Annotated in this window: 15 protein-coding genes; 12 read left to right on the plus strand and 3 right to left on the minus strand. The window is 71.0% G+C overall.

The features are described from left to right. Window positions 1-70 precede the first annotated feature (70 nt). The 3 genes from ACIRG9_RS11420 to ACIRG9_RS11430 form a co-directional block, all read right to left on the minus strand. Entirely contained in the window at window positions 71-1,984 is a 1,914-nt protein-coding gene (locus ACIRG9_RS11420; protein WP_402853695.1) for a DEAD/DEAH box helicase, read from the minus strand. Window positions 1,985-2,167: 183 nt separating this feature from the next. Further along, window positions 2,168-3,745 carry a hypothetical protein gene (locus tag ACIRG9_RS11425; protein WP_402853697.1) on the minus strand — a complete coding sequence of 526 codons (1,578 nt, stop codon included), beginning with the start codon at window positions 3,743-3,745 and terminating at the stop codon, window positions 2,168-2,170. Between the two features lie 107 nt (window positions 3,746-3,852). After that, the gene (locus ACIRG9_RS11430) at window positions 3,853-5,382 is read right to left on the minus strand and encodes an NlpC/P60 family protein (RefSeq protein WP_402853700.1); all 1,530 of its coding nucleotides are present in this window, start codon (window positions 5,380-5,382) and stop codon (window positions 3,853-3,855) included. 243 nt (window positions 5,383-5,625) lie between these two features. Between ACIRG9_RS11430 and mqnE the strand changes: the two genes are divergently transcribed. The 12 genes from mqnE (at window position 5,626) to ACIRG9_RS11490 (ending at window position 22,406) form a co-directional block, all read left to right on the plus strand. Continuing rightward, on the plus strand, window positions 5,626-6,795 hold the full coding sequence (gene mqnE, locus ACIRG9_RS11435) for an aminofutalosine synthase MqnE (RefSeq protein WP_402853703.1): 1,170 nt from the start codon (window positions 5,626-5,628) through the stop codon (window positions 6,793-6,795). A gap of 419 nt (window positions 6,796-7,214) precedes the next feature. Continuing rightward, window positions 7,215-7,760, plus strand: a complete 546-nt coding sequence (locus ACIRG9_RS11440) for a hypothetical protein (protein WP_402853705.1) — start codon at window positions 7,215-7,217, stop codon at window positions 7,758-7,760. A gap of 325 nt (window positions 7,761-8,085) precedes the next feature. Next, window positions 8,086-9,114 carry a phosphate ABC transporter permease subunit PstC gene (gene pstC / locus ACIRG9_RS11445; RefSeq protein ID WP_402853708.1) on the plus strand — a complete coding sequence of 343 codons (1,029 nt, stop codon included), beginning with the start codon at window positions 8,086-8,088 and terminating at the stop codon, window positions 9,112-9,114. A 4-nt stretch (window positions 9,115-9,118) separates the two neighbouring features. Continuing rightward, window positions 9,119-10,564, plus strand: coding sequence for a phosphate ABC transporter permease PstA (pstA, locus tag ACIRG9_RS11450; protein ID WP_402853710.1), 1,446 nt, complete (start codon window positions 9,119-9,121; stop codon window positions 10,562-10,564). Beyond that, window positions 10,557-12,251 carry a phosphate ABC transporter substrate-binding protein PstS gene (pstS, locus tag ACIRG9_RS11455; protein WP_402853712.1) on the plus strand — a complete coding sequence of 565 codons (1,695 nt, stop codon included), beginning with the start codon at window positions 10,557-10,559 and terminating at the stop codon, window positions 12,249-12,251. The genes pstA and pstS overlap by 8 nt, the downstream gene beginning before the upstream one ends. Then, window positions 12,248-14,851 (plus strand): hypothetical protein, encoded by a 2,604-nt coding sequence (locus ACIRG9_RS11460; RefSeq protein ID WP_402853714.1) that lies wholly within the window; start codon window positions 12,248-12,250, stop codon window positions 14,849-14,851. The genes pstS and ACIRG9_RS11460 overlap by 4 nt, the downstream gene beginning before the upstream one ends. Before the next feature lie 198 nt (window positions 14,852-15,049). Continuing rightward, entirely contained in the window at window positions 15,050-16,186 is a 1,137-nt protein-coding gene (locus tag ACIRG9_RS11465; RefSeq protein ID WP_402853717.1) for a substrate-binding domain-containing protein, read from the plus strand. Window positions 16,187-16,301: 115 nt separating this feature from the next. Then, window positions 16,302-17,162 carry a hypothetical protein gene (locus ACIRG9_RS11470; RefSeq protein WP_402853720.1) on the plus strand — a complete coding sequence of 287 codons (861 nt, stop codon included), beginning with the start codon at window positions 16,302-16,304 and terminating at the stop codon, window positions 17,160-17,162. 3 nt (window positions 17,163-17,165) lie between these two features. Continuing rightward, a complete protein-coding gene (locus ACIRG9_RS11475) occupies window positions 17,166-19,019 on the plus strand; it encodes an Ig-like domain repeat protein (RefSeq protein ID WP_402853722.1) in 1,854 nt (617 codons plus the stop codon). Window positions 19,020-19,074: 55 nt separating this feature from the next. Then, window positions 19,075-20,064: a sortase gene (locus ACIRG9_RS11480; protein WP_402853725.1), complete on the plus strand. Its 990-nt coding sequence runs from the start codon at window positions 19,075-19,077 to the stop codon at window positions 20,062-20,064. A gap of 235 nt (window positions 20,065-20,299) precedes the next feature. Beyond that, window positions 20,300-21,067, plus strand: coding sequence for a phosphate ABC transporter ATP-binding protein PstB (gene pstB, locus ACIRG9_RS11485; RefSeq protein ID WP_402854262.1), 768 nt, complete (start codon window positions 20,300-20,302; stop codon window positions 21,065-21,067). A 142-nt stretch (window positions 21,068-21,209) separates the two neighbouring features. Further along, window positions 21,210-22,406, plus strand: coding sequence for an Ig-like domain repeat protein (locus ACIRG9_RS11490; RefSeq protein WP_402853728.1), 1,197 nt, complete (start codon window positions 21,210-21,212; stop codon window positions 22,404-22,406). The last annotated feature ends 22 nt before the right edge of the window (window positions 22,407-22,428 follow it).

The raw sequence follows: 22,428 nt of genomic DNA on the forward strand, positions 1-22,428 counted from the left end.
CGGTTTCCGGCCTCCCGGAGGCCGCGACATGCCGCATCCTGCGTCGCATCTCCGCGAATTCGGAGTGTGGTCAGTGGGTGCGGGAGGTGTGGCGGTCGGGGGAGGGGCGCCGGTCGTCGCGGTTGCGGGCGGCCGGGCGGAAGGCGGTCCGGTGCTCCGTCGGCCGGTGGTCGCCGCTCCGGTCGCCGAATCGCCGGTCACCACGGCTGTCCCGGTCGCCGAAGCGCCGTGCGTCCTGTGGGCGATCCTCGTACCGACGCTCGACGCGGTCGCCGTAGCCCCGGGTGTCGCGGTCGCCGTGGCTTCGGGTGTCGCGCTCGCTGTAGCTCCGGGTGTCCCGGTCGCCGTAGCCTCGGGCGCTGCTGGACCGGCGCTCGCCACCCCGGTCACCGGGCCGTTCGCGCCGCTCGCCGGAGGGCTGGCCGGAACGCCGTTCGTCGCGGTCCACGAAAACCCGGTCGCCCCGGTCGCCGAACCGGCGCTCGCCCTGACCACCCCGGTCGAACGATCCGCGCTCGCCCCGGTCGAACGATCCGCGTCCGGCCGTTTCGAACGAGGCGCGCTCGCGGCGCTCGCCACGCTCGAAGGAGCCACGCTCGCCCCGGTCGAAGGAACCGCGCCCGCCCCGGTCGAAGGAGCCACGCTCGCCCCGGTCGAAGGAACCACGCTCGCGGCTCCCGAAGCGGCGCGGGCCGGACGGGCGGTCGCCGTGCCGGCGCGGCTCGGGCTCGTCCCGGACCGGCACGCCGCTGGGCTCGCGGGCGCCGGTCAGCTCGGACAGCGCCGGGTCACCCGCGCGGACCCGGGCCTGGGCCGGCTCGACGCCCGCCTTCTCGAGCATGGCGAGGGTCGTCCGGCGCTGCTTCGGCAGCACCAGGGTCGCCACCGCGCCCGACTCCCCCGCCCGGGCGGTACGCCCCGCCCGGTGCAGGTAGTCCTTCGGGTCCTTCGGCGGGTCCACGTGCAGCACCAGCGACACCCCGTCGACGTGGATGCCCCGGGCCGCCACGTCGGTGGCGACCAGCACGTTCATCCGTCCCTCACGGAACTCGGCCAGGGTGCGGGTACGCATCCGCTGGGTCTTGCCGCCGTGCAGGCCGCCCGCGCGTACGCCGACCGCCGCGAGCTGCTCGACCAGCCGGTCGACGCCGAGCTGGGTACGCGCGAAGAGCATGGTGCGCCCGTCACGGGCCGCGATGGACGCCGCGACGGCGAACTTGTCGTGCGGCGGGATCAGCAGCAGGTGGTGGTCCATGGTGGACACGGCGGCGGTCGGCGGCGCGGTGGAGTGCGTGATCGGGTCCGTCATGAACCGGCTGACCAGGGTGTCCACGTCGTTGTCCAGGGTGGCCGAGAAGAGTAGCCGCTGGGCGTCCGCCGGGGTCTTCGCCAGCAGTTCGGTGACCTCGGGCAGGAAGCCCATGTCGGCCATCTGGTCGGCCTCGTCGAGCACGGTGATCTCGACGTCGTCCAGCCTGCAGACGCCGCGCTCGATGAGGTCGCCGAGCCGCCCCGGGGTGGCCACGACGATCTCCACGCCCCGGCGCAGCGAGTCGATCTGCCGGTCGTACGGCACGCCGCCGACGGCGGTCTTGACGAAGATGCCGACGGCCTTGCCGAGCGGCATCAGTGCGTCGTTGACCTGCATTGCCAGCTCACGGGTGGGCACCAGGACCAGGGCACGCGGGTGCAGCGGGCGGGCCCGGTTGCGTTCGGCGAGCCGGGCGATCACCGGCAGGCCGAAGGCGAGCGTCTTGCCCGAGCCGGTCTGGCCCCGGCCCAGGACGTCGTGTCCGGCGAGCGCGTCCGGCAGAGTTGCCCGCTGGATCTCGAACGGGGTGGTGATGCCCTGTCGGGCGAGCGCGTCGACCAGTCGCCGGGGCAGGCCCAACGTGGCGAAGTCGAGGTTCTCGACGGCCGGCAGCTCCGGCGTCGGGGTCTGGTCGGCGGACGGGGACGTGCCGGGGGCAGCAGAAATGGTCAAGAAAGGCCTTTCAAGCGGGGCGCATCTTCGCGATGGCCCGCCGCAGCGCTGCACGCCGCCGAATCGCCCGCAAGATCGCCCATGAGCGCGCGATTGGCGCGCCGGGTCAGTGATCTACCTAGTGTACGGCGGCCCGGCGCGGTCGCCACCGCACCGAGACGCCGTAGTGGGCGGGCTCACCCGTCACATGCCCATCGCGCCGTCGGTCAACCCGCTGAACGCGTTGTTGGCCAGGAAGACCACCAGCAGGCTGATCGCGATCAGCAGGCCCAGCGAGGCGGCCAGCACGATCATCACCTTGGTGTTGCTGGACCGGGCCGCCGGGGCGTCCTCGGCCCAGCCCTGGGCCAGGATGTGCCCGGTCAGGGAGCCGGAATTCTCCTCCGGGTGGCCCTGCGGGAACGCGACCGTGGAGAACCCGGCTCCGCCGCTGCCCCCGTACGCCGTACCGGCCAGGTCGGGGCCGCCCTGGTGGGTTGGCCTGGGGGCGGCCGTGGGCCCGCTGCTCGGGTACGCCGACCCGCCGGTCCGGTCGGTCGGGTTGGTCGGCGGCGGCCAGGTGGGCAGCGCGGGTGCCGGAACCACCGGCGGTGCGGCAGCCGCCACCGGCGGCTCGGCGACCGGCGCCGGCACCGGGGGCGGGGGCGGGGGTGCGGAGACCGGTGTGCCAGCGCGGGGGGCTGGCATGGCCGGCGCGATGGCGGAGGCGGTGGCTCGGGTGGTCGGTCCGGTCGGTGGTGTGGAGACCGGTGCGGTGGCGCGGGGGGCCGGCGTGGTCGGGGGTGCGGAGACGGCGGCGGCCCAGGCTGCCGGCCCGGCCGGGGGTGCCGTGACGGAGGCGGTGGCCCGGGTGGTCGGGCCGGTCGGGGGTGTGGCGACCGGTGCGCCGCCGCGGGGGGTCGGCGTGATCGGCGGCGCGGTGACCGAGGCGGTGGCCCGGGCGGCCGGCGCGGTCGGGGGTGTGGAGACCGGTGCGCTGGCCTGGGCGGCCGGCATGTTCGAGGGGGCGGTGGGCCCTCCCACCGGGTCCCTCAGGGACGGGGACGCCAGGGGTGCGGCTCCGTCGGCCGTGGCGGGCGGTGGCGGGAACGGCGGAGCCGGCATGGGGCCGGGTGGCGGCGGAGGCGGTGGCACCGGTGGGCCGGGCGGTGGCACCGGTGGCCCGGGCAGTGGCGGGACCGGTCCCGGTGGGGTCGGCCCGGGTGGGGTCGGCCCGGGTGGTGGCGCGGGCACCGGCGGCACCGGCCGCAACGGCGGCTCCGGCTCCGGCACGGGCGGTGCCGGCGACGGCGGGTTGGGACCCGGTACGGGCGTCGGCGCCGGCTCGGGTTCCGGTGCGGGCGGCGTCGGCGGCTGCACCGGCTCCGGCGGCTGTGCCGGCTCGGGCGGCTCGGGGTTGACCGGGCCCGCGCGGTAGACCTTGGCGCCGCCGGCCTTCGCCACCGACGCGGCGGCGATCTCGTCCGGTGACATCCGGCTCAGGCCGGGCACGGCGGCGCTGGCCCGCGCCTGCCCCGCCTCGGCCCGCGGTGGCGCCTGTGCCGGAGCACCCGCCTGGTACGTCGTGGCGGCGGCCGGCGTGCTCGGCAGGTCGCCGGCCGGCGGCAGTGCGGCGGCTCCGGCGACGCTGACCCGTGCCCGGGCGACGGTGGCCGGGGCGGCCTCGCCCGGCAGTCCGCCAGCGGGTCCGGCCGGCTGCCCGGTGGGCGCGGGCGTGGATCCGGGGTGGACCGTCTCCGCCGGAACCTCTCGCTCGCCCATGGTCCCCCTCCGCGCCCTCGACCCCGGACCGTGGCGTCGGCCTGGAGTGCCTGGGTCTCACCGTGCCACATTCCGGCCCGGCAGCACAGTCGGAGTGGACGGTTGGGTCAGCTACCGGTGCTCGGGCTGGACGAGCCGGTGCTCGCCGCGCTGTTCGACGGCCCGGCCGAGTTCGACGTCACCTCCGGTTCGGGCTTCGTGTCGTCGGGCGAAGGGGGCGGCGGGTCGGACGGCGACGCCTCCGTGGGCGGGGTGCTCGGCGGGGTCGTCGGCGTGTGGCTCGGACTCGGCGTGGTGGGCTGCGTGGTGGGCGAATTGGTGGGCTTGGGGGTTGCCGTTCGGCTCGCCGTCGGCGAGGGGCTCGCCTTGGGGGGCGTGGTCGTCCCGGTCGGGGCCGGCGCCGGGGTGGCCGGGGCGGGAACCGCGCCGATCACCCGGGTGGCGGCGTAGAGCCGGCTCCAGCGGACCACCGAGATCTTGACCACGTCGCCGGTCCGTGGCGCCTCGACCATCTTGCCGTTGCCGATGTACATGGCGACGTGGTGGATGCTCGTCCAGCTGCTCCCCGAGGCGAAGAAGAGCAGGTCACCCGGGAGCAGCGCGTTCGGGTCCACGCTGCGGGACCGGGTGGCGTAGTACTGGTCGCGAGAGACCCGGGGCAGGCCGCGGTAGCCGGCCGCCCGGTACGAGGCGAGGACCAGGCCGGAGCAGTCGAAGCGATCCGGACCCTCCGCCGCCCAGAGGTACGGGTCGCCGAGCTGCGCGAGGGCGTACCGCACGGCGGCCAGCGCCTGCGGGTCGGCGACCAGCCCGCTGACGCTCTGGTTGACCACGTACGAGCTGCCGAGCTGTTGCTCGGCGGCGTCCTGCTGCTTCTCGAACTGGAGCAGCAGCGCGGCGTTGTCCTGGCGCAGCTTGAGCAGCTTGGCTTCCAGCGAGGCCAGCTCCGCCTTGATCCGCGTGTACTCGGCGGCCTTCTCCCCGGCGCGCTGCTGGATCGCGGCGTGCGCCTCGCGGGCCGTCTTCTCGGCGGCGGTGGCCCGGGTGACCTCGGCGGTGACCGCGGTGGTGGCCCCGTCGGCCTTGTCGCCGCGGTTGATCCGCTGGAGATCGCTGAGCTCACGCAGGTCGGCGCCGAACGGCAGGGGCGGTACGGCGGCGGCGGCCTTGACCGCGTCGGCGGCGGCGTTGCGGGCGTTCTCCTGGGCCTGGGACAGCGCGTCCTGGGCTTCCTTGAGCGTCTCGGCGGCGAGGACTACTTCGGCCTGCGCCGCGTCCCGGGCCTTCTCGGCCTCGATCAGGTCGTCGCCGAGCTGGGCGACCTGCTCGTCGACCTGGTTGATCTGCGCGATGAGCGGCCCGTCGGCCGGGTTGGTGACGCCCGTGATGGCGCCGGGTGCCGCCGGGGACTGCCCGGGCACCCCGGGGACCGCGCCGGGGAACTGCAGGGTTCCGGTGTAGGTCGGGCGGGAGCCGGTGCTCGGGATCGTGTCGGGCAGCGGGTCGGCCCAGACCGGGGTGGCGAACGCCGCCGCCGCCACCGCGCCGAGGAGGGCGGACCAGAGTGCCGGGCGCAGCACCGGGGAGATGATCGGGAACCTGCGTCGCTGTCGTCGGCTTCGCCTGGTGTAGACCATTCCGCTCCCCGTCCGGTCTGGTGTTTCCGCGCTCGGTGGACGCGGGTGGGCCGGGACGGCACGGATGTGTTCGTTCCGCCCCACCCTGTCTTACCGCACCAGCGCACCTATGTCGATGCGCGGAGGGTGACGGCCGGACGGGCGTCCGGTGAATTCCGTCGCCGCGGTCGACCGGGTCGCCGGCTCGTCGGCCCCGCGACGTACGCTCGACCCGGACCGCAGGTGGAAGGGACGTGGCTTTCGATGGACGCCGGACTCAAGCGTGAGCTCGAAGCGAAGGTCTACGCGGGGGAGCGGCTCACCCGCGAGGACGGCATCGCCCTCTACGAGTGTGACGACCTCGCCTGGCTGGGGCGGCTGGCCCACCACAGGCGCATCGAGTTGAACGGCGACCGGGTGATGTTCAACGTCAACCGGCACCTCAACCTGACCAACGTCTGCTCCGCGTCGTGCGCGTACTGCTCTTTCCAGCGCAAGCCGGGGGAGAAGGACGCGTACACGATGCGGATCGACGAGGCGGTCCGCAAGGCCAAGGAGATGGAGGACGAGCAGCTCACCGAGCTGCACATCGTCAACGGCCTGCACCCGACGCTGCCCTGGCGTTACTACCCGAAGGTGCTGCGGGAGCTGAAGGCAGCGCTGCCGAAGGTCAACCTCAAGGCGTTCACCGCGACCGAGGTGCAGTGGTTCGAGAAGATCAGTGGCCTGAGTGCCGACGAGATTCTCGACGAGCTGATGGACGCCGGCCTGGAGTCGCTGACCGGCGGTGGCGCGGAGATCTTCGACTGGGAGGTCCGCCAGCACATCGTCGATCACGCCTGCCACTGGGAGGACTGGTCGCGGATCCACCGGCTGGCCCACTCGAAGGGCATGAAGACCCCGTCGACCATGCTCTACGGCCACATCGAGGAGCCCCGGCACCGGGTCGACCACGTGCTGCGCCTGCGTGAGCTGCAGGACGAGACCGGTGGCTTCCAGGTCTTCATTCCGCTGCGCTACCAGCACGACTTCGTCGACTCGGCGGACGGCAAGGTCCGCAACCGGATCCAGGCGCAGACCACGATGGCCTCGCCGGCCGAGTCGCTGAAGACCTTCGCGGTCTCCCGGCTGCTCTTCGACAACGTCCCGCACGTCAAGTGCTTCTGGGTGATGCACGGCCTGTCGGTGGCTCAGCTCTCGCTGAACTTCGGTGTGGACGACCTGGACGGTTCGGTCGTGGAATACAAGATCACCCACGACGCGGACTCGTACGGCACGCCGAACACCATGCACCGGGACGACCTGCTGCACCTGATCTGGGATGCCGGCTTCCGCCCGGTCGAGCGGAACACCCGCTACGAGATGGTCCGCGAGTACGACGCGGCCCCGTCGCTGGCCGAGCGCCGCTCCGAGCCGCAGCAGGTCTGGGCCTGACCGTGGCCTGAGCGGGCGCGCCGAGGCGGCCCGGGAAGAGGCGCGCGCCGGTCGGGGCGGAGCCGGCCGGCCGACCCGCCGCCGTTCGAGCCGTCGCGGGGAGCGTCAGGAGCACCCGGGAGCCGTCCGACCGTCGTCACCGTCCGTGTTGGCGAGCCGCCGCGCGGCGGGTCGAGGCATCGACGGTCGGGAATGGCGGTTCGCCCCCTCGTCGGCGCTGACCCTCAGAGTCATATACACCCACAAATCCCCATCAATCGCTGCCCACTCACCCCGTTGGAACTGTCTTGTATCCGAACGGTGGATGGGTATGAGTCTGCTGTTCACGTTCCGGATGTCCGGCGTAAGCGATCGGCTGCTGACTGAGTCATTGTCCCTGCTGAGCCTGTCCCCACCAGCAAATCGTGGGGGAGGTCCGGGTGCGGTTTCGTGCCCGGGTCGAAGGAGGGATCAAGGTGCAGCGTCCACGCTTCGTGTTCCTCGCCGCGCCGGCGACACAGGCGCAGGTCGCACCCGAGAGGGAACGCATCCTCTGGATGCTCGTATCGCCCAATAATCGGCAACTCGGCCGAAGCGCCTCCTATCACGACGTCTACGCCGACAGTCGCCAGGCGGTTCTCGATCTGCAGCAGAACCTGGATCGCGTTATTCGCTTGGAGAGCCTGGTCGAAATGACCGGACAGTGGACCTGGCGGTTGAAACTCGACGACCATGCCGTAGCCGTCTCCAGCCGGTCCTACTTCCGGGTGCGGGAGTGCACGTACAACCTGGAACGGTTCCTGGAGGCGGTGCCGCAGGCGGACATCCTCGCCGGTGTCCGTGCCCCCCGCCGGGGACGCCAGCGGCCAGCGGAAACGGAAGACGTCGCCGCGATCCGCCCAATCCAGTCCGTGACCGCCGGTCCGGCGCAATCGCCGTTCGGTCAGGCGTACCGGCCCCGGCTCCGGATGCCGGGCGAGCCGTGAAAAACCACCGGCCGTCAATCGGTTTCGGCAGTTCGACGGATATGGCGTGGACGGACGTGCCGAATTGGACAGGAAGCCGCGAATTGAGCAGCCGGAGTGAGCCGGTGACTCGATCGGGAGGGCGGACATCCGGAATTCACCGGTCACATGTCTGGCGTAAGTATTCACCTGTCCGCGACGTCATCGCTCCCGCCGAGCGTGGGCCGTGCGACGAACGGGGCCGCGGCACCGGTCGAGCCGGCTCAGGAAAGGTGGCGTTCCAGGTGTGCAGCACGGTCAGGCACGGTGTCGTGCCTGTCACCCGTCATCCCGTGGTGGGCCGCTGATGGTCACGACCACAATCCCCGGCACTCCCGCCGGGGAGTCCGACGTACCCCGCCGGATATCGACCCGGATCGGCCCCTCCGACCACGCCTTCCGTCTGGTCGCGCGGGCCGGTGGTGTGGCCGTGCTGGTCATCATGCTGTTGGTCGGTGGCTTCCTGCTCTATCGCGGTTGGGCGGCGCTCCAGGTCGCCGGCTGGTCGTTCTTCACCACCCAGGCCTGGGACCCGGACTCCAACAACTTCGGTGTGGCGGCGCTCCTCGTCGGGACGGTGCTGATCGCCATCGTCGCGGTGGCCTTCGCGGTGCCGCTCGCCACCGGGACCGCTCTCTACATCTCCGAGTACGCCCCGCGCCGGTTGCAGCGCACGCTCGTCTCGCTGGTGGACCTGATGGCCGCCGTCCCGAGCGTGGTGTACGGCCTCTTCGGCGCGTACCTCCTCTCGGACAAGGTCATCTACCTGTCCAAGTGGCTCGCCACCTGGCTCGGCTGGATCCCCATCTTCCGGGTCGTCGAGGGTGGACAACCGGTCGACCCGCGTGACCCGCTCGCCACGATGTCGGTCTACACCTCGTCGACCTTCATCGCCGGGATGGTCGTGGCGATGATGGTCACGCCGATCATGTCCTCGGTGATGCGCGAGGTCTTCTCCCAGGCGCCGGTCGGGGAGCGCGAGGGCGCGTACGCCCTGGGCAGCACCAAGTGGGGCATGATCCGGTCCGTGGTGCTGCCCTTCGGGCGCGGCGGCATGATCGGCGGCACGATGCTCGGCCTGGGCCGAGCCCTCGGGGAGACGATCGCCGTCTATATGATCATCACTCCGATCTTCGAGATCAACTGGCACGTCCTCCAGAACGGCGCCATCTCCGTCTCGGCCCTCATCGCCCAGCGCTACAGCGAGTCCAGCGATTTCGGGCTCTCCGCGCTGATGGCTGCCGGCCTCGCGCTGTTCCTCATGACGCTGGTCGTCAACTTCATCGCATCGGCCATCATCGCCCGAAGCCGATCCGGCGCCGAGAGTGAGGCCTGACCCGATGGCCGCATTGACATCCGCCGAGAACGAGGCGGCCCCGACAGCGTCCGCGGAGAACGAGGCGGCCCCGACAGCGTCCGCCGAGGACGCCACCGTGCAGCAGGCGGACCACATCGACCCGACCTCGCGGCGGGCGCGTCATGCCGCGGAACCCGACGACGAGGCGGTGCCACGTCCGACCACCACGATCCCCGCTCCGCCGACCGAGTCGGACGCACCCGCGCGACCGCGGGCGATCGGCGGCACCGGCGAGGGCGAGGCGTTTCCCGTCCTCGCTGCCGCGGCTGCGGCGGTGGGCTTCACGGCACTGCTCTTCTTCCAGCTCGCGCCGCTCAGCGGCACCCTCGGGCTCGTCGTCGTCGGCTACCTGAGCTTCCTGGCCTTCTACACGGTGCTCGTCGCGTACGAGAATCCCGGCCCGGCGGTACGCGCCAAGGTGGCCTCGGTGATCGTGCCGAGCCTCGCCTTCGTGCTACTCGCCGCGCTGGTCCTGGTCGTCTGCTACGTGCTGATCCGGGGCTGGCAGTCGCTGAAGCACCTGAACTTCATCTCCCAGGACATGTCCTTCGCCGGACCACTGGACCCGCTCACGGTGGGCGGGATCGTGCACGCGGCGATCGGCACTTTGGAACAGATAGCGATCTGCCTGGCCATCACCATCCCCGCCGGGATCATCTGCGCGGTCTTCCTCAGCGAGTTTCCCGGGACGTTCAGCCGCTTCGTCCGGACCATCGTCGAGGCGATGACCGCGCTGCCGTCGATCGTCGCCGGCCTCTTCATCTACCTCTCCTTCATTCTCATCTGGGGCCACTGGGCCGAGACGCACCTTCCGGAGCGGTGGCAGTGGCTCGCGCCGGGCAAGTCCGGCTTCGCCGCGTCGCTGGCGCTGAGCATCATGACCCTGCCGATCATCGTGCGGGCGTCCGACGTGGTGCTGCGCCTCGTCCCCGGACACCTGCGGGAGGCCTCCTACGCTCTCGGCGCGTCGCACTGGCGCACGGTGTGGCAGGTCGTCCTGCCGACGGCCCGGTCCGGCCTGGCCACCGCCGTGATCCTCGGCACCGCCCGTGGCATCGGGGAGACATCCCCGGTCCTGCTCACCGCGGGCTTCGCGACCAGCGTCAACCTCAACCCGTTCAGCGGACCGCAGGTCTCGCTGCCACTGTTCACCTTCGACTCGGTGAAGTCGCCGGAACCGTCGATGGTGGCGCGTGGTTTCGGCGCCGGAGCGGCGTTGATGCTGCTCGTCCTACTGCTCTTCATCCTGGCGCGGGTACTCGGCGGCCGCGGTGCCGGCAACCTCAGCAAGCGTCAACTCCGGCGACGGATGGTCGCCTCCTACCGGGACGCGCGGCGGTTCGCCGAACGCAGCCGCTCGCGCCCCGCAACCGTCGTGTCCGACGCACCACCCGCAGCCCGGGGCGACAGCGAGGAAGGTCATGTCTAGGAAATCGATGCCGGGTGGCCCGAGCGGGCCACGTCGACTCGTACGCGCCGCCGTCGCGTTGGCGACCGTCGCGGCGGTCGTGCTGCCGGCCACGGCTGCCAGCGCCGACACGTACGTCCCGGTGAGCGGCGCCGGCTCCACCTGGAGCGCGAACGCGCTGCGCCAGTGGGCGGCCAACGTCAAGAAGAACGGCATGACGATCAACTACGCCGCCAGCGGTTCCACCGACGGACGGACGCAGTTCGCCAACGGCACCGTCGACTTCGGCGTCTCGGAGATCCCGTACGGGCTGTACGACTCGAACTTCGGCCGGGCAGCCGACCAGCCGCCCACCCGCAAGTTCGCCTACATGCCGATCGTGGCCGGCGGCACGTCGTTCATGTACAACCTCAACATCGGCGGGCGGCGGGTCACCAACCTGCGGCTCTCCGGCGAGAACGTCGCGAAGGTCTTCACCGGCGTCATCAAGTACTGGAACGACCCGGCGATCAAGGCGGACAACCCGTCGCTGAACCTGCCCGCGCGGCGGATCGTTCCCGTGGTCCGCTCCGACGGCTCGGGCACCACGGCGCAGTTCACGCTCTGGCTGAGCAAGCAGTATCCGGACATCTGGAACGCCTACTGCGCCCGCAACGGCAAGCGCACCCCGTGTGGGCTCACGTCGTACTTCCCGTACAAGCCCAGCGAGGGGTTCGTCGCCAAGTCCGGTTCGGAGAACGTCTCCGGCTTCGTCCGCCAGCCGCAGGGCGAGGGCGCGATCACCTACGTCGAGTACTCGTACCCGGAGAAGGCCGGCTTCCCGGTGGTCAAGCTGCTCAACTCGGCCGGCTACTACGTTGCTCCGACGGCAGAGAACGTCGCCGTGGCGCTGACCAAGGCCGAGATCGAGGACAAGAACACCGATCCGGCGGTCTACCTGACCCAGAAGCTCGACAACGTGTACCGGAACCCGGACAAGCGGGCGTATCCGCTGTCCTCGTACTCCTACATCATCGTGCCGATCGCCGAGGAGTACGGGCTGAAGCAACCCGACAAGGGGTACACGCTCGGCGCGTTCGGCTACTACCTGCTCTGCGAGGGGCAGAACCAGGCCAAGTCTCTCGGCTACTCGCCGTTGCCGAGGAACCTGGTCGAGGCCGGTCTCAAGCAGGTCGAGCGAATCCCCAACATGAGGCCCGAAACCAACAAGATAGCGAAATGCCGAAACCCCACGTTCTCCAGCGACGGCACGAACACGCTGGCCAAGAACGCGCCGAACCCGCCGGAGTGTGACCGCAAGGGCGGCCCGGCCCAGTGCACCACCGGCACCGGTGGAGCAAAGCAGGACACCCCGTCGAGCAACAACGGCGCCGGCGGGAACAGCCCCGGTGGTTCGGGCGGACCGGGCGCCACGGCCGGGCCGAACGCGACCGCCGGCCCGAACGCCAGTGCCGGGCCGAACGCCGCGCCGAGCTCTGGGGCGATCGACCCGCTCACGGGTGACCCGATCGCCGCCGGGTCCGACCCGGGCGCGGGTGGGGATTTCGTCGCCGGCGTCCCGGTCTCCCTCGACGCCGAGGGTGGGTGGCGCCTGTCGCACACCCTGATGCTGCTCGCCGGGGTGCTCTTCGTCGGCCTGATGATCGGGCCACCGCTGCTCGCCCGGTCGCTGCAGCGCCGCGGCCGCAACTCGTGGAGCGGGTCGTGAGCCGGGCGATGAACTACGGCCGACGGCGGACCGTGGCCGCGGCAGCGGTTCTCGTCGGGACGGCCGCACTGCTGACCGTCGGCCCACCGCAGTCGCCGGCGAGCGCGGTCGACGAGGTGACCGACTCCGCGGTCACGGTCACCGGACGCATGGGCCAGCTGGGCGACGACTGGAGCGACCTCAAGGTCACCGTCTCCCAGACGAAGGACCTGACCAACCAGTCGGTCACCGTGACCTGGACCGGCGGTCCCAAGACCAGGTTCTCCGGCGGCGAGCCCAACGCCAACTATCTGCAGTTGATGCAGTGTTGGGGCGCGGATCCGGACGCGCCGGACTTTCGGGAGACCTGTGAGGCGGGGGTCGGCCGGTACAAGAAGTCTGGTGGCAAGATCAACTATGAGCCCACCTTCCAGCGTGCTCCCTTACCCGAAGACCCGTTGGAGAAGCAGCTCCCGGAAGACGCGAAACTCATCCCGTTCCGGTCCGCGCTCGACGGCTCCCGGACTCCCGATGGCAGCACGGCAGCCCCGTTTCCCACCGACGGGTTGCCGCTGACCGACCCGGGCAAGCCGGCCGAGGTGCTCTCGACCTACTTCGACATCTACAGCACCAACGAGATCCCGATCGCCATCACGACCGGCGACGGCACCGGCCGGGCAGTCTTCGAGGTGCGCAACGCGATCCGCGATCCGCACCTCGGTTGTGGCGCCCGCCCGGCCGACGCCGGTGGCGCTCCGCGACCGTGCTGGCTGGTCGTCGTCCCTCGGGGCGATCGAGACATCCACGGTAACCCCAACTCCATCGCCCCGTACCTGACTCCGCTGACCCCTTCGGCCTTCGCCGATCGCCTTGTCGTGCCGTTGGACTTCACCCCGGTGGACGCCGGGTGCCCCCTGGACCGGGCGGAACGGGGGACGGTCGGTTCGGAGATGATCGCCGAGGCCGTAATCGCCTGGCAGCCGACGCTCTGCGCCAACAACGGTCCGGTCTTCGCCTATTCGGCGACGGGCGACGACGAGGCGGCGAGGCAGGTGCTGGACGCGTCGACCGGCGGTCCGGGCCTGGCCTTCACCTCCGATCCGGTGGTCCCCGAGGAGGGGCAGTCGCCCGTCGTGCAGACGCCGGTGGCGATCTCTTCGGTGGTCATCGCGTTCAACATCGACCTGCGGCTCGCTCCGCCACTCAGCGTGCCGCCGGAACTGGAGGCGCTGCGCCGGACGATCGTGCGCAACATCAAGCTCACTCCCCGGTTGGTCGCGAAGCTGCTCACCCAGTCGTATGTCCGGGACGTGCCGAACGGGAACAACCAGACGTACGTGGCGGGAAACCCGCGCAGCCTCGGGGCGGACCCGGAGTTTGTGGCGCTGAATCCGGACTTCAAGTACATCGATCCCTCGTTCGGTGCCGACAGCATTGTCGTCCCCTACGGGAACTATGCGGCGGCACGTGAGGTGTGGCGGTGGGTTCTCGCCGATTCATCGGCGCGTGCCTGGCTGAACGGCGAGGCTGACGGGCTCGGTGGTGGGCCCCACGGCAAGGGCATGGAGGTCAACCCGAACTACCGGTTCGTGGCCGCCGCTGCCGAGGACTACTTCCCCCGCAACGACCCGTCCTGCCAGCCGCCTCTGGAGCGGACGGACCTGGAGGAGTGGCAGAAGGAACCGACGCCGGGCCGGTGCACGCAGGACCTGTTCCCGTACGCGCAGGACCTTGGCGAGTCCGCATATCAGACGCTGCGCGCGGACCTCAAGCAGGCGGCCGAGTGGAACTATCCTAACGAACCAGGGCAGAGCGGAAGCTACGGCAAGGAGCCGCCCAAGCCGGTGGGCCAGCGGTTCAGCCTCTCCATCACCGACTCGGCGTCGGCCGCTCGCTACGGTCTCTACACCGCCCAGCTCTGCAAGGCGGTAAAGGGCGCCGACGACACCCTGACCCCCTCGGACTGCCGCAACGCCGACACCACGGGCATGCTCGCCGGGGCCGACGCGATGGTGCCGAGCAAGGTGCCCGGGGTGCGCACGGTGGACCCGTCGCGGGCCGCTGCCACCCCCAAGGCGTACCCGCTGACGATGGTCACCTACGCGGCGGCCGCGCTCGCCGCCGACGCCGAGGCGCGGCGCGACTACGCGTCGCTGCTGCGGTACGCCGCCGGCAACGGACAGCAGCCGGGGCAGCAGCCCGGCCAGTTGCCGGACGGTTACGCGCCGCTGCCGCAGGCGATGCGGGTGCAGACGTTGGCCGTCGCGGACACGCTCGAGCGCTACACCCCGCCGCCACAGACGCCGACGCCGACGTCGAATGAGTCCCCGGCGGCGTCTGCACCCACGACGAGCGAGGTGCCGACGCCCACGCCGACCCCGAGTGACACGGCCGCTGGAGTGCCGAATCAGGGCACGCCACCGACCCCGGCGACCCCGGCCCCTTCGCAGTCGCCTCCCGCGGGCAAGCCGATCGCGCAACTGACGCCCGGCAGCCCACTGGGCCAGATCCGCTGGGTCGTCGTGGCCCTGCTCGCGGTCGGTCTGCTGGGCGGCATGGCCGGACCTGTTCTCCTGGCGGTGTCCCGGCACCTTCGATCGAATTCCGGCGGTTCGACATGACGGCTAACGAAGGATCGGCAAGGGATTGGCACCCGGAACTGAGCCGTTCATCTGGCCTAAGCGTTGCCGACAGGAACTGCTCTCAACGTTTGCGCAACCTAGGTTTCGGTCTTCGGTATCGGGCCGGGAAAGTTAGCACCAACTCATTTTCATCGTGAAATGAGCCGCATTTCCTTCTCTCTCGGAAAGGGAGATCGCATGAGGGTCAACACCTTCGGCAAGGTGATGGTGGCGGGCGCGGCCGTCGCGGCCATCGCCTTCTCGGGTAGCCCCGCGTCGGCGGACCCGACGCCGGCGACGGACTACCGGACGCTTGCCGGCGCCGGCTCGGACACCACCCAGGACGTGATGAACGGTCTGGCGGAGACGATCCGAGTCAACGGCACCAAGGCCATCGCCTCCTGGGACGCCCGAGGCACCGCGCAGATCAAGACCAAGCCGACCAACTGCCAGTTCACCCGGCCCAACGGGTCCGGCGCCGGCCGCCAGGCCCTGCGCGCTGCCAAGGGTGAGGACCTCGGCGGCACGCACGGCGGGCCGGGCAAGTACCTCGGCTCCGACGTCGTGGGCTGCGTCGACTTCGCCCGCTCGTCGGCGTACTCCAGCACCACGCCGGCCACCAGCGGCAGCCTCACCTACATCCCGTTCGGTGTGGACGCCGTGGCGCTGGCCATCAACAGCAACAGCGACCTGCCGCGCAACAACTCGTTCGCCCGGGTGCAGCGCGTCTACAAGTGCTTCGACAAGAACATCAGCGGCCTGCCCGTGCAGCCGCTGATCCCGCAGTCGGGCTCGGGCACCCGGCAGTTCTGGCTGCAGCAGATGGAGATCACCGAGCAGGAGATCTCCCTGGGCGACCTGCCCTGCCTGACCGTTCCCGGCATCCCCAACCCGCAGGAGCACGACGGCACGGTCCTGCAGGGGCACAACGACTGGGTCGTGCCGTTCGCGGCCGGGCAGTTCCTCGCGCAGGGCAACAACGCGACGATCCAGTCCGCCACCGGCGTCGTGGTGGACGACCGGCGTGGCCCGGCGCTGCTGACCGGCATGAACCTGCCCGGCCAGACCGTCCAGCAGCCGGTCGTGAGCGGTGTGCTCAACGCCAACTTCCCGCTCAACCGGGACGTCTACAACGTGGTCCCGACCGCTGACATCACCAACCCGCTGATCACCCAGATGTTCGTCGGCGACACCTCGCTCGTCTGCAGCCAGACGGTGACCGTCGGCGGCACCCCGCGCAACGTGGTGCAGCTGTTCGGCTTCGGTCAGCGGACGGCGACCGCCGACCTGTTCCACCAGAAGTGCGGCAGCACCGACCTGAAGTCCAACTCGTAACAGCAGAACACGAAGCGGCGGCTGGGCGTCCCGGAGCGGGCGCCCGGCTCCGCTGGTACGTCGGCCATCGCCACGCCATGAGCGCGGCCGGGCCGCTCACCGGAGGTAGGTTGCGATGAGTTCGCGGGAATGGCCAGCCGGGCGCGTACGCGCTGGGGCGGCGGCCGTGCTGAGCCTGGCGTTGGCCGGCGGCGTCACCGCCGTCACCGCCGCGCCGGCACTGGCCGCGCCGCTCGGCACCGTCGCCCTCTCGTCGCAGAGCGGCAACGTCACGAGCACCCCGATCTTCACCAAGGCCACCACCTCGGCCCCGTGCCCCGCTGGCTACGGGGAGAACGCGGCGCTGCGGGTCGGCCCGCCGAACGGACCGTTCACCAACCTCGTCAGGCCGCTCACCGACGGCGGCTACGACACGGCGAAGATCAGCTTCTCCCCGAACCGCTCCTTCGAGCTGGCGCTCGGACGCAAACCCGGCGACGGTGTCTGGTGGATCGTCGTCGAATGCTTCAGCACCACCGCGGGTCGCCATCCGGAGCGGTTCGTCACGCCGATCACCGTCTCCGGCAGCAGCTGGCGAGTCGGGGCGTCGGGGCAGCCCGCTCAACTTCCGCCGCCGGAGGAATCTGCGCCGCCGACTGAGTCCGCCGCGCCCTCCACGTCGCCGACGGCCAGCGGCGACCCGACCCCGACGGGCTCAGTTGAACCGAATCCGGCGACGTCGACGGTTGAGGCCGCACCCGCCGCCCACCGGCTGCCGGCGGGCGGACCCGCTCTCGTCATCGCCGCCCTCGTCATCGGCGGAGTCCTGCTCGCCGCCGCCCTGATCAGTCTGCTCGTCGTACGCCGCCGTCGGGTGGCGCCGGCGCCGTCGAAGGTGGCGTGGGCCGAGGAGACGGTGGCCGAGCCGCCCGTCGACAGCGCGAAGACCGAAAGTTCCAGCAGTAGCACCACTACGCCGACGGCGAAAAGGAAGTAGTCGATGTCCCTGTCTGTCTCCCGGCGTGGCCGGGTCGCTGCCGCACTCTCGGCGGCCGCTCTTCTCGGCGGCATGCTCGTGGGGCTGGTCGCCACGCCCGCTTACGCCGCCGACCTGGGCACCGTCAACCTCTCGCAGTCCCACGGCACGGTCACCGAAAGTCCGATGTTCGCCACCGGGGTCACCTCCAAGCCGTGTCCGAAGGACTACGGCGAAGAGGCCGCGCTCCGGATCGGTCCGGGCGTGCCGACCGGCCCGTTCACCAACCTGACCCCGTCGCTCGGCGGCGGCGGGTACGACCAGGCCCCGGTGACCGCCAACCCGAACCGGTCGATTGAGACCGCGTTCGGGGCGAAGCCGGCCGACGGCACCTACTGGGTGGTGGTCGAGTGCTTCAGCCTGCTGAACGGCCGGCACAACGATCGGTTCGTCACCCCGATCAAGGTCACCGGTGAGAACTGGGAGGTGGTGAGCTCGAACACGTCGACCACCACCACGCTCACGGTCAGCCCGGCGAACTCGGCTGTGGCGGAGAGCGAGGTGACCCTGACCGCAACGGTCAACCCGCCCGCGGCGACCGGCTCGATCCAGTTCCGCGACGGGGCAACGGCGCTCGGTTCCCCGGTCACCGTCTCCGGCGGCACCGCCACGTTCAAGACCAGCGGTCTGCCGGTGGGCCAGCACTCACTGAATGCGATCTTCAATCCGACCGGTTCCTTCGGGGGATCGATCGCGCCGGACGTGTCGTATCAGATCACCTCGCCGAGTGCGACGGAAACCACGATCACGCTTGAGGTGACTCCGGCGAGTCCGCAGCCGCAGGGCGCTCCGCTCACGCTGACCGCGACGGTGACCCCGCTGGAAGCCGTCGGACGCATCGCTTTCAGCGACGATACGACGACCAAGGTTACGCTCGAGGTCGCCGGCGGCACGGCCAGCACCACGTTCAACACCTCAAATAGCGGCGGCGTCCTCGCGGTCGGCGCACACACGTTCACCGCCGACTTTATTCCGACGGATCGGAACGCGTTCACCGGCGCGAAGTCCACGGTCCCGTACCAGATCACCGGGGACGGCGTCGCGCAGACCACCACGGAGCTCACGGTGTCGCCGGAGGGTCCGAAGCCGCAGGGTACGGCAGTCACGCTCACGGCGAAGGTGCAGCCGACCGAGGCGGCGGGCAAGGTGCAGTTCCACGACGGGAGCACGCCGCTGGGCGAGGCCGTCACCGTACAGAACGGCACCGCGACCACGAGCGTCACGAGCCTTCCAGTCGGCGTTCACTCGCTCACCGCGGTCTTCACGCCGAGCGACGCGACTCAGTTCAAGGCCTCCACCTCCCAACCTCGCCAGTACGAGATCACCGCACCGGCCGGGGACAGCGATCTGACGGTGACCGACGAGGACGGCAAGAAGCTCGGCACGAACCCGACGTTGCATCCGGGGCAGACCGTGCAGATCGAGGCCCGCGGGTTCACCGGCGACGAGCCGGTCGTGGTGCAGCTCGACGGCACCACGACGGAAACCGTGCCGGCTGCGAACGGCGTGGTCGAGAAGGCCTTCACGCTGGCCGACGACATCTCCATCGGGGCGCATCAACTCGTCTTCTCCGGCACCACCCACACGGTGGCCTTCGACTTCACCGTCGCCTCCGGCGACGACCCGTCCGACAGCGACGACGACAACAGCGACGGTGACGGCAGCAACGGCGGCGGCAGCCTGCCGAAGACGGGTGCCGACATCGCGTCGGTGGTCGGGGCCGGCCTGATGCTGGTCGGCGGCGGTGCGGGTGTGCTGATGGCGACCCGGCGGCGGCCGCGGTTCGCGCCGGTGATCTGGCCGGACGAGCAGCGGTAGTACCGCGCGCCAGCGCGGCAATGGGGCGGAACCAGGGCAAGGGAGAAGCACGACCATGACGGTGACGACAAGTCGCCCGCCTGCGGCACCGCCGCCGGCCCCGGCGGTGACCGCGCCGGCACCGCCGCCGGCGCCGGCGAGCCGTCCGCTGGCCCCGGTGCCGGTGAGCCCTCCGCAGTCGGTCGCCTCGGACCCCGCACACCTGGTGTTCCATCTCTCCGGGGCCGGGCTCACCATCCTCGCCGTCGCGCTGCTCACCTTCGTCGCCCACCTCACGGTCGTCTCCCAACTGCGCTACGAGCGGTCCCAGCAGACGGCGTACGCCGACTTCCGCAAGGAACTGGCCGACGCCACCGCGCCGGTCGGTCAGACCGACGAGAACGGCAAGGTGGTGCCGCCCGGGACCGCGGTCGTCGTGCTGCGAATCCCGGCCGTCGGCCTGCGGACCGTCGTCTTCGAGGGGACCGGGGGCGACGTCCTGGAGTCGGGCCCGGGGCACCGCCGCGACACCGTGCTGCCCGGCCAGGCGGGCACGAGCATCATCATGGGCCGCAAGTTCCTCTACGGCGGACCCTTCGGCGCGCTCGACGTCCTGACGCCGGGCGACGAGATCACCGCGATCACCGGGCAGGGCGAGCACAAGTACCGCGTCATCGCCCTGCGCCGGGCCGGCGAGGAGGCGCCGCCTCCGTCCGAGACGGCGCCCGGTCGTCTGGTCCTGATCACGGCGAACGGGCCGGTCTACGCACCGGAGGACCTGCTCTACGTCTACGCCGAACTGTCCTCGGACGCGCAGCCCGCGGCACGCCGCGCGTTCGGCGCCGCGTCGCTGCCGGCCAGCGAGCGACCGATGGCGGTCGACCAGAACGCCTGGATGCCGGTCGTGCTCTGGGGCCAGGCCCTGCTGCTCGGCGTGGCGGCGGTGACCTGGATCCGGGTCCGGCGCGGGCGTTGGCCGGCCTGGATCGTCGGACTGCCCGTCTGCGGTGCGCTCGGCCTCACGCTTGCCGACCAGGTCGCCCGCCTACTGCCCAACCTGATGTGAACAACGTGGAAGCTGTGAGGACAAGGTGACGCACCCGATCGACGACACCACGGCTCGGCCGGATGCCGCGCAGGACTCGCCCGGTGGGACACCGCTGGGCGGGGAGGCGCCGACGCTGGTGGACATCCCGCCGGCCGAGCCGGCCGCCCCCCACCATGCCGGCGACGGCCTGGCCGCCACCGAGGTGATGCACCGGGCGACCGCTCGGGTGGGCGCCGTGACGGACTCGCTGGCGATGCTGGAGGCCCGCTCCATCTCGGCCTGGTTCGGCGACCGTAAGGTCCTCGACCGGGTTTCCCTGACGATGCCGGCCGGCCAGGTGACCGCGCTCATCGGGCCGTCCGGCTGCGGCAAATCCACCTTCCTGCGAATCCTCAACCGGATGCACGAGTTGGTGCCCAGTGCCTCGCTCGGCGGCGAGGTGCTGCTGGACGGGCGGGACATCTACGACTCGTCGCGCCGGGTCACCGACGCGCGTCGGCAGATCGGCATGGTTTTCCAGAAGCCCAACCCGTTTCCGGCGATGTCCATCTACGACAACGTGATTTCCGGTCTGCGGTTGACCGGGATCCGGGCGGGCCGGCGGGAACTGGACGACCTGGTCGAGGAATGCCTGATTAAGGCGGGCCTCTGGAAGGAGGTCCGCGACCGGTTGCGCCAACCGGGTGGCGCGCTCTCCGGCGGACAGCAACAGCGCCTGTGCATCGCGCGATCGCTCGCCGTACGCCCCCGGGTGCTGCTCATGGACGAACCGTGCTCGGCACTGGACCCCACCTCGACGCGGCGGATCGAGGAAACGATTGCGGAATTGGTCGCCGAGGTGACCATTGTCATCGTCACCCACAACATGCAGCAGGCGGCGCGCGTCTCCGACCAGTGCGCGTTCTTTCTCGCCAGCCAGGGAACCCCGGGATTGATTGTCGAGTACGGACCCACGTCCGCCATGTTCGAAAACCCGCAGGATTCCCGAACGTACGACTACGTGCATGGGCGGTTCGGCTGATGCCACCGCACCCAGAGTTTCCCTTTCGCATGTCCGGCGTAGGGATTCACCTGCCATCAACGTCACAGCAGATCGAAAACCTAATCGTCGACCGGCTCACCTGATCCGGTCCGTCACCACCCTCAACGAGAGGAAGTGATCCATGAGTAAGCGTCTGCTTGCTCGTGCGGCCGCCCTGACGACGGGTGCCGCCCTTGCAGCCGGTGCGCTCGTGGCGGTCGCCTCCCCGGCGCTCGCCGCGCCGCTCGGCACCGTCAACCTGTCGCAGACCAGCGGTTCGGTCACCGACAGCCCGATGTTCGCCACCGGCACCACCTCCGCGCCGTGCCCGACCACCTACGGCGAGGAGTCCGCGCTGCGGATCGGTCCGGCGGAGACCGGCCCGTTCACCAACCTCACCCCGTCGCTCGGTGGCGGCGGCTACGACCAGGCTCCGGTCGTGGCCAACCCGAACCGGTCCTTCCAGACCGCGCTCGGCTCGGCGCCGGCCAACGGCCGTTGGTGGATCGTCGTGGAGTGCTTCAGCCTGCTCAACGGCCGGCACCCCGACCGCTTCGTGACCGAGATCGTGGTCAACGGCAACCAGTGGAAGGTGCCGGTCGTCGAGGCCACCACCACCCAGCTCGCCGTTTCCCCGGCCAGCCCGGTTGACGCCGGCACCCCGGTGACCCTCACCGCGACGGTGGCTCCGAACAGCGCCGCAGGCACGGTCGAGTTCCTCCGCGGCACCAACTCGCTCGGCACCGCCACCGTCTCCGGCGGCACCGCCACCCTCACCACCAGCACCCTCCCGGCCGGCTCGTGGTCGCTGACCGCCCGGTTCACGCCGGCCGACCCGAGCTCCTTCGGGGCGTCGACGTCCTCCCCGGCCTCGCTGGTCGTCAACGGCCCGGCCGGTGGCGTCAGCAAGGCCCAGACCATCACCGCCGACGTCGACCCGGGTGCCTTCACCCTGGACATCGCGGAGCCCCCGTCGGTCGTGCTGGCCGGCGGCCAGGTCGGCGGCACCGCCGCCGGTGCGCTGAAGCAGGCCACCGTCACCGACCTCCGCGGCACCAACGCCGGCTGGGACGTGACCGGTCAGCTGACCGACTTCACCGGTGCCGGCAACATCCCGGCCGGGAACCTCACCTGGACCCCGTCGGCCGCCAAGGCCAGCGGCTCCGGCTCGGTCACCGCGGGCACCGCCGCGAACCTGGGCGACACCCGTGCGCTGTGCACCTCGACCACGGGCAGCAGCGCCGGCACGTTCACCTGCGACGCCGGTCTGAGCCTGTCGATCCCGGACAGCGTGCCGCCGGGCGCCTACAGCGCCACCCTCACCCTGACCCTCGCCTGATCAGAGCGTCGGTAACCAACGG

Origin of the sequence: Micromonospora sp. NPDC093277 (genome assembly GCF_044765245.1) — a bacterium.
In the GTDB taxonomy this organism is placed as follows: Bacteria; Actinomycetota; Actinomycetes; order Mycobacteriales; family Micromonosporaceae; genus Micromonospora.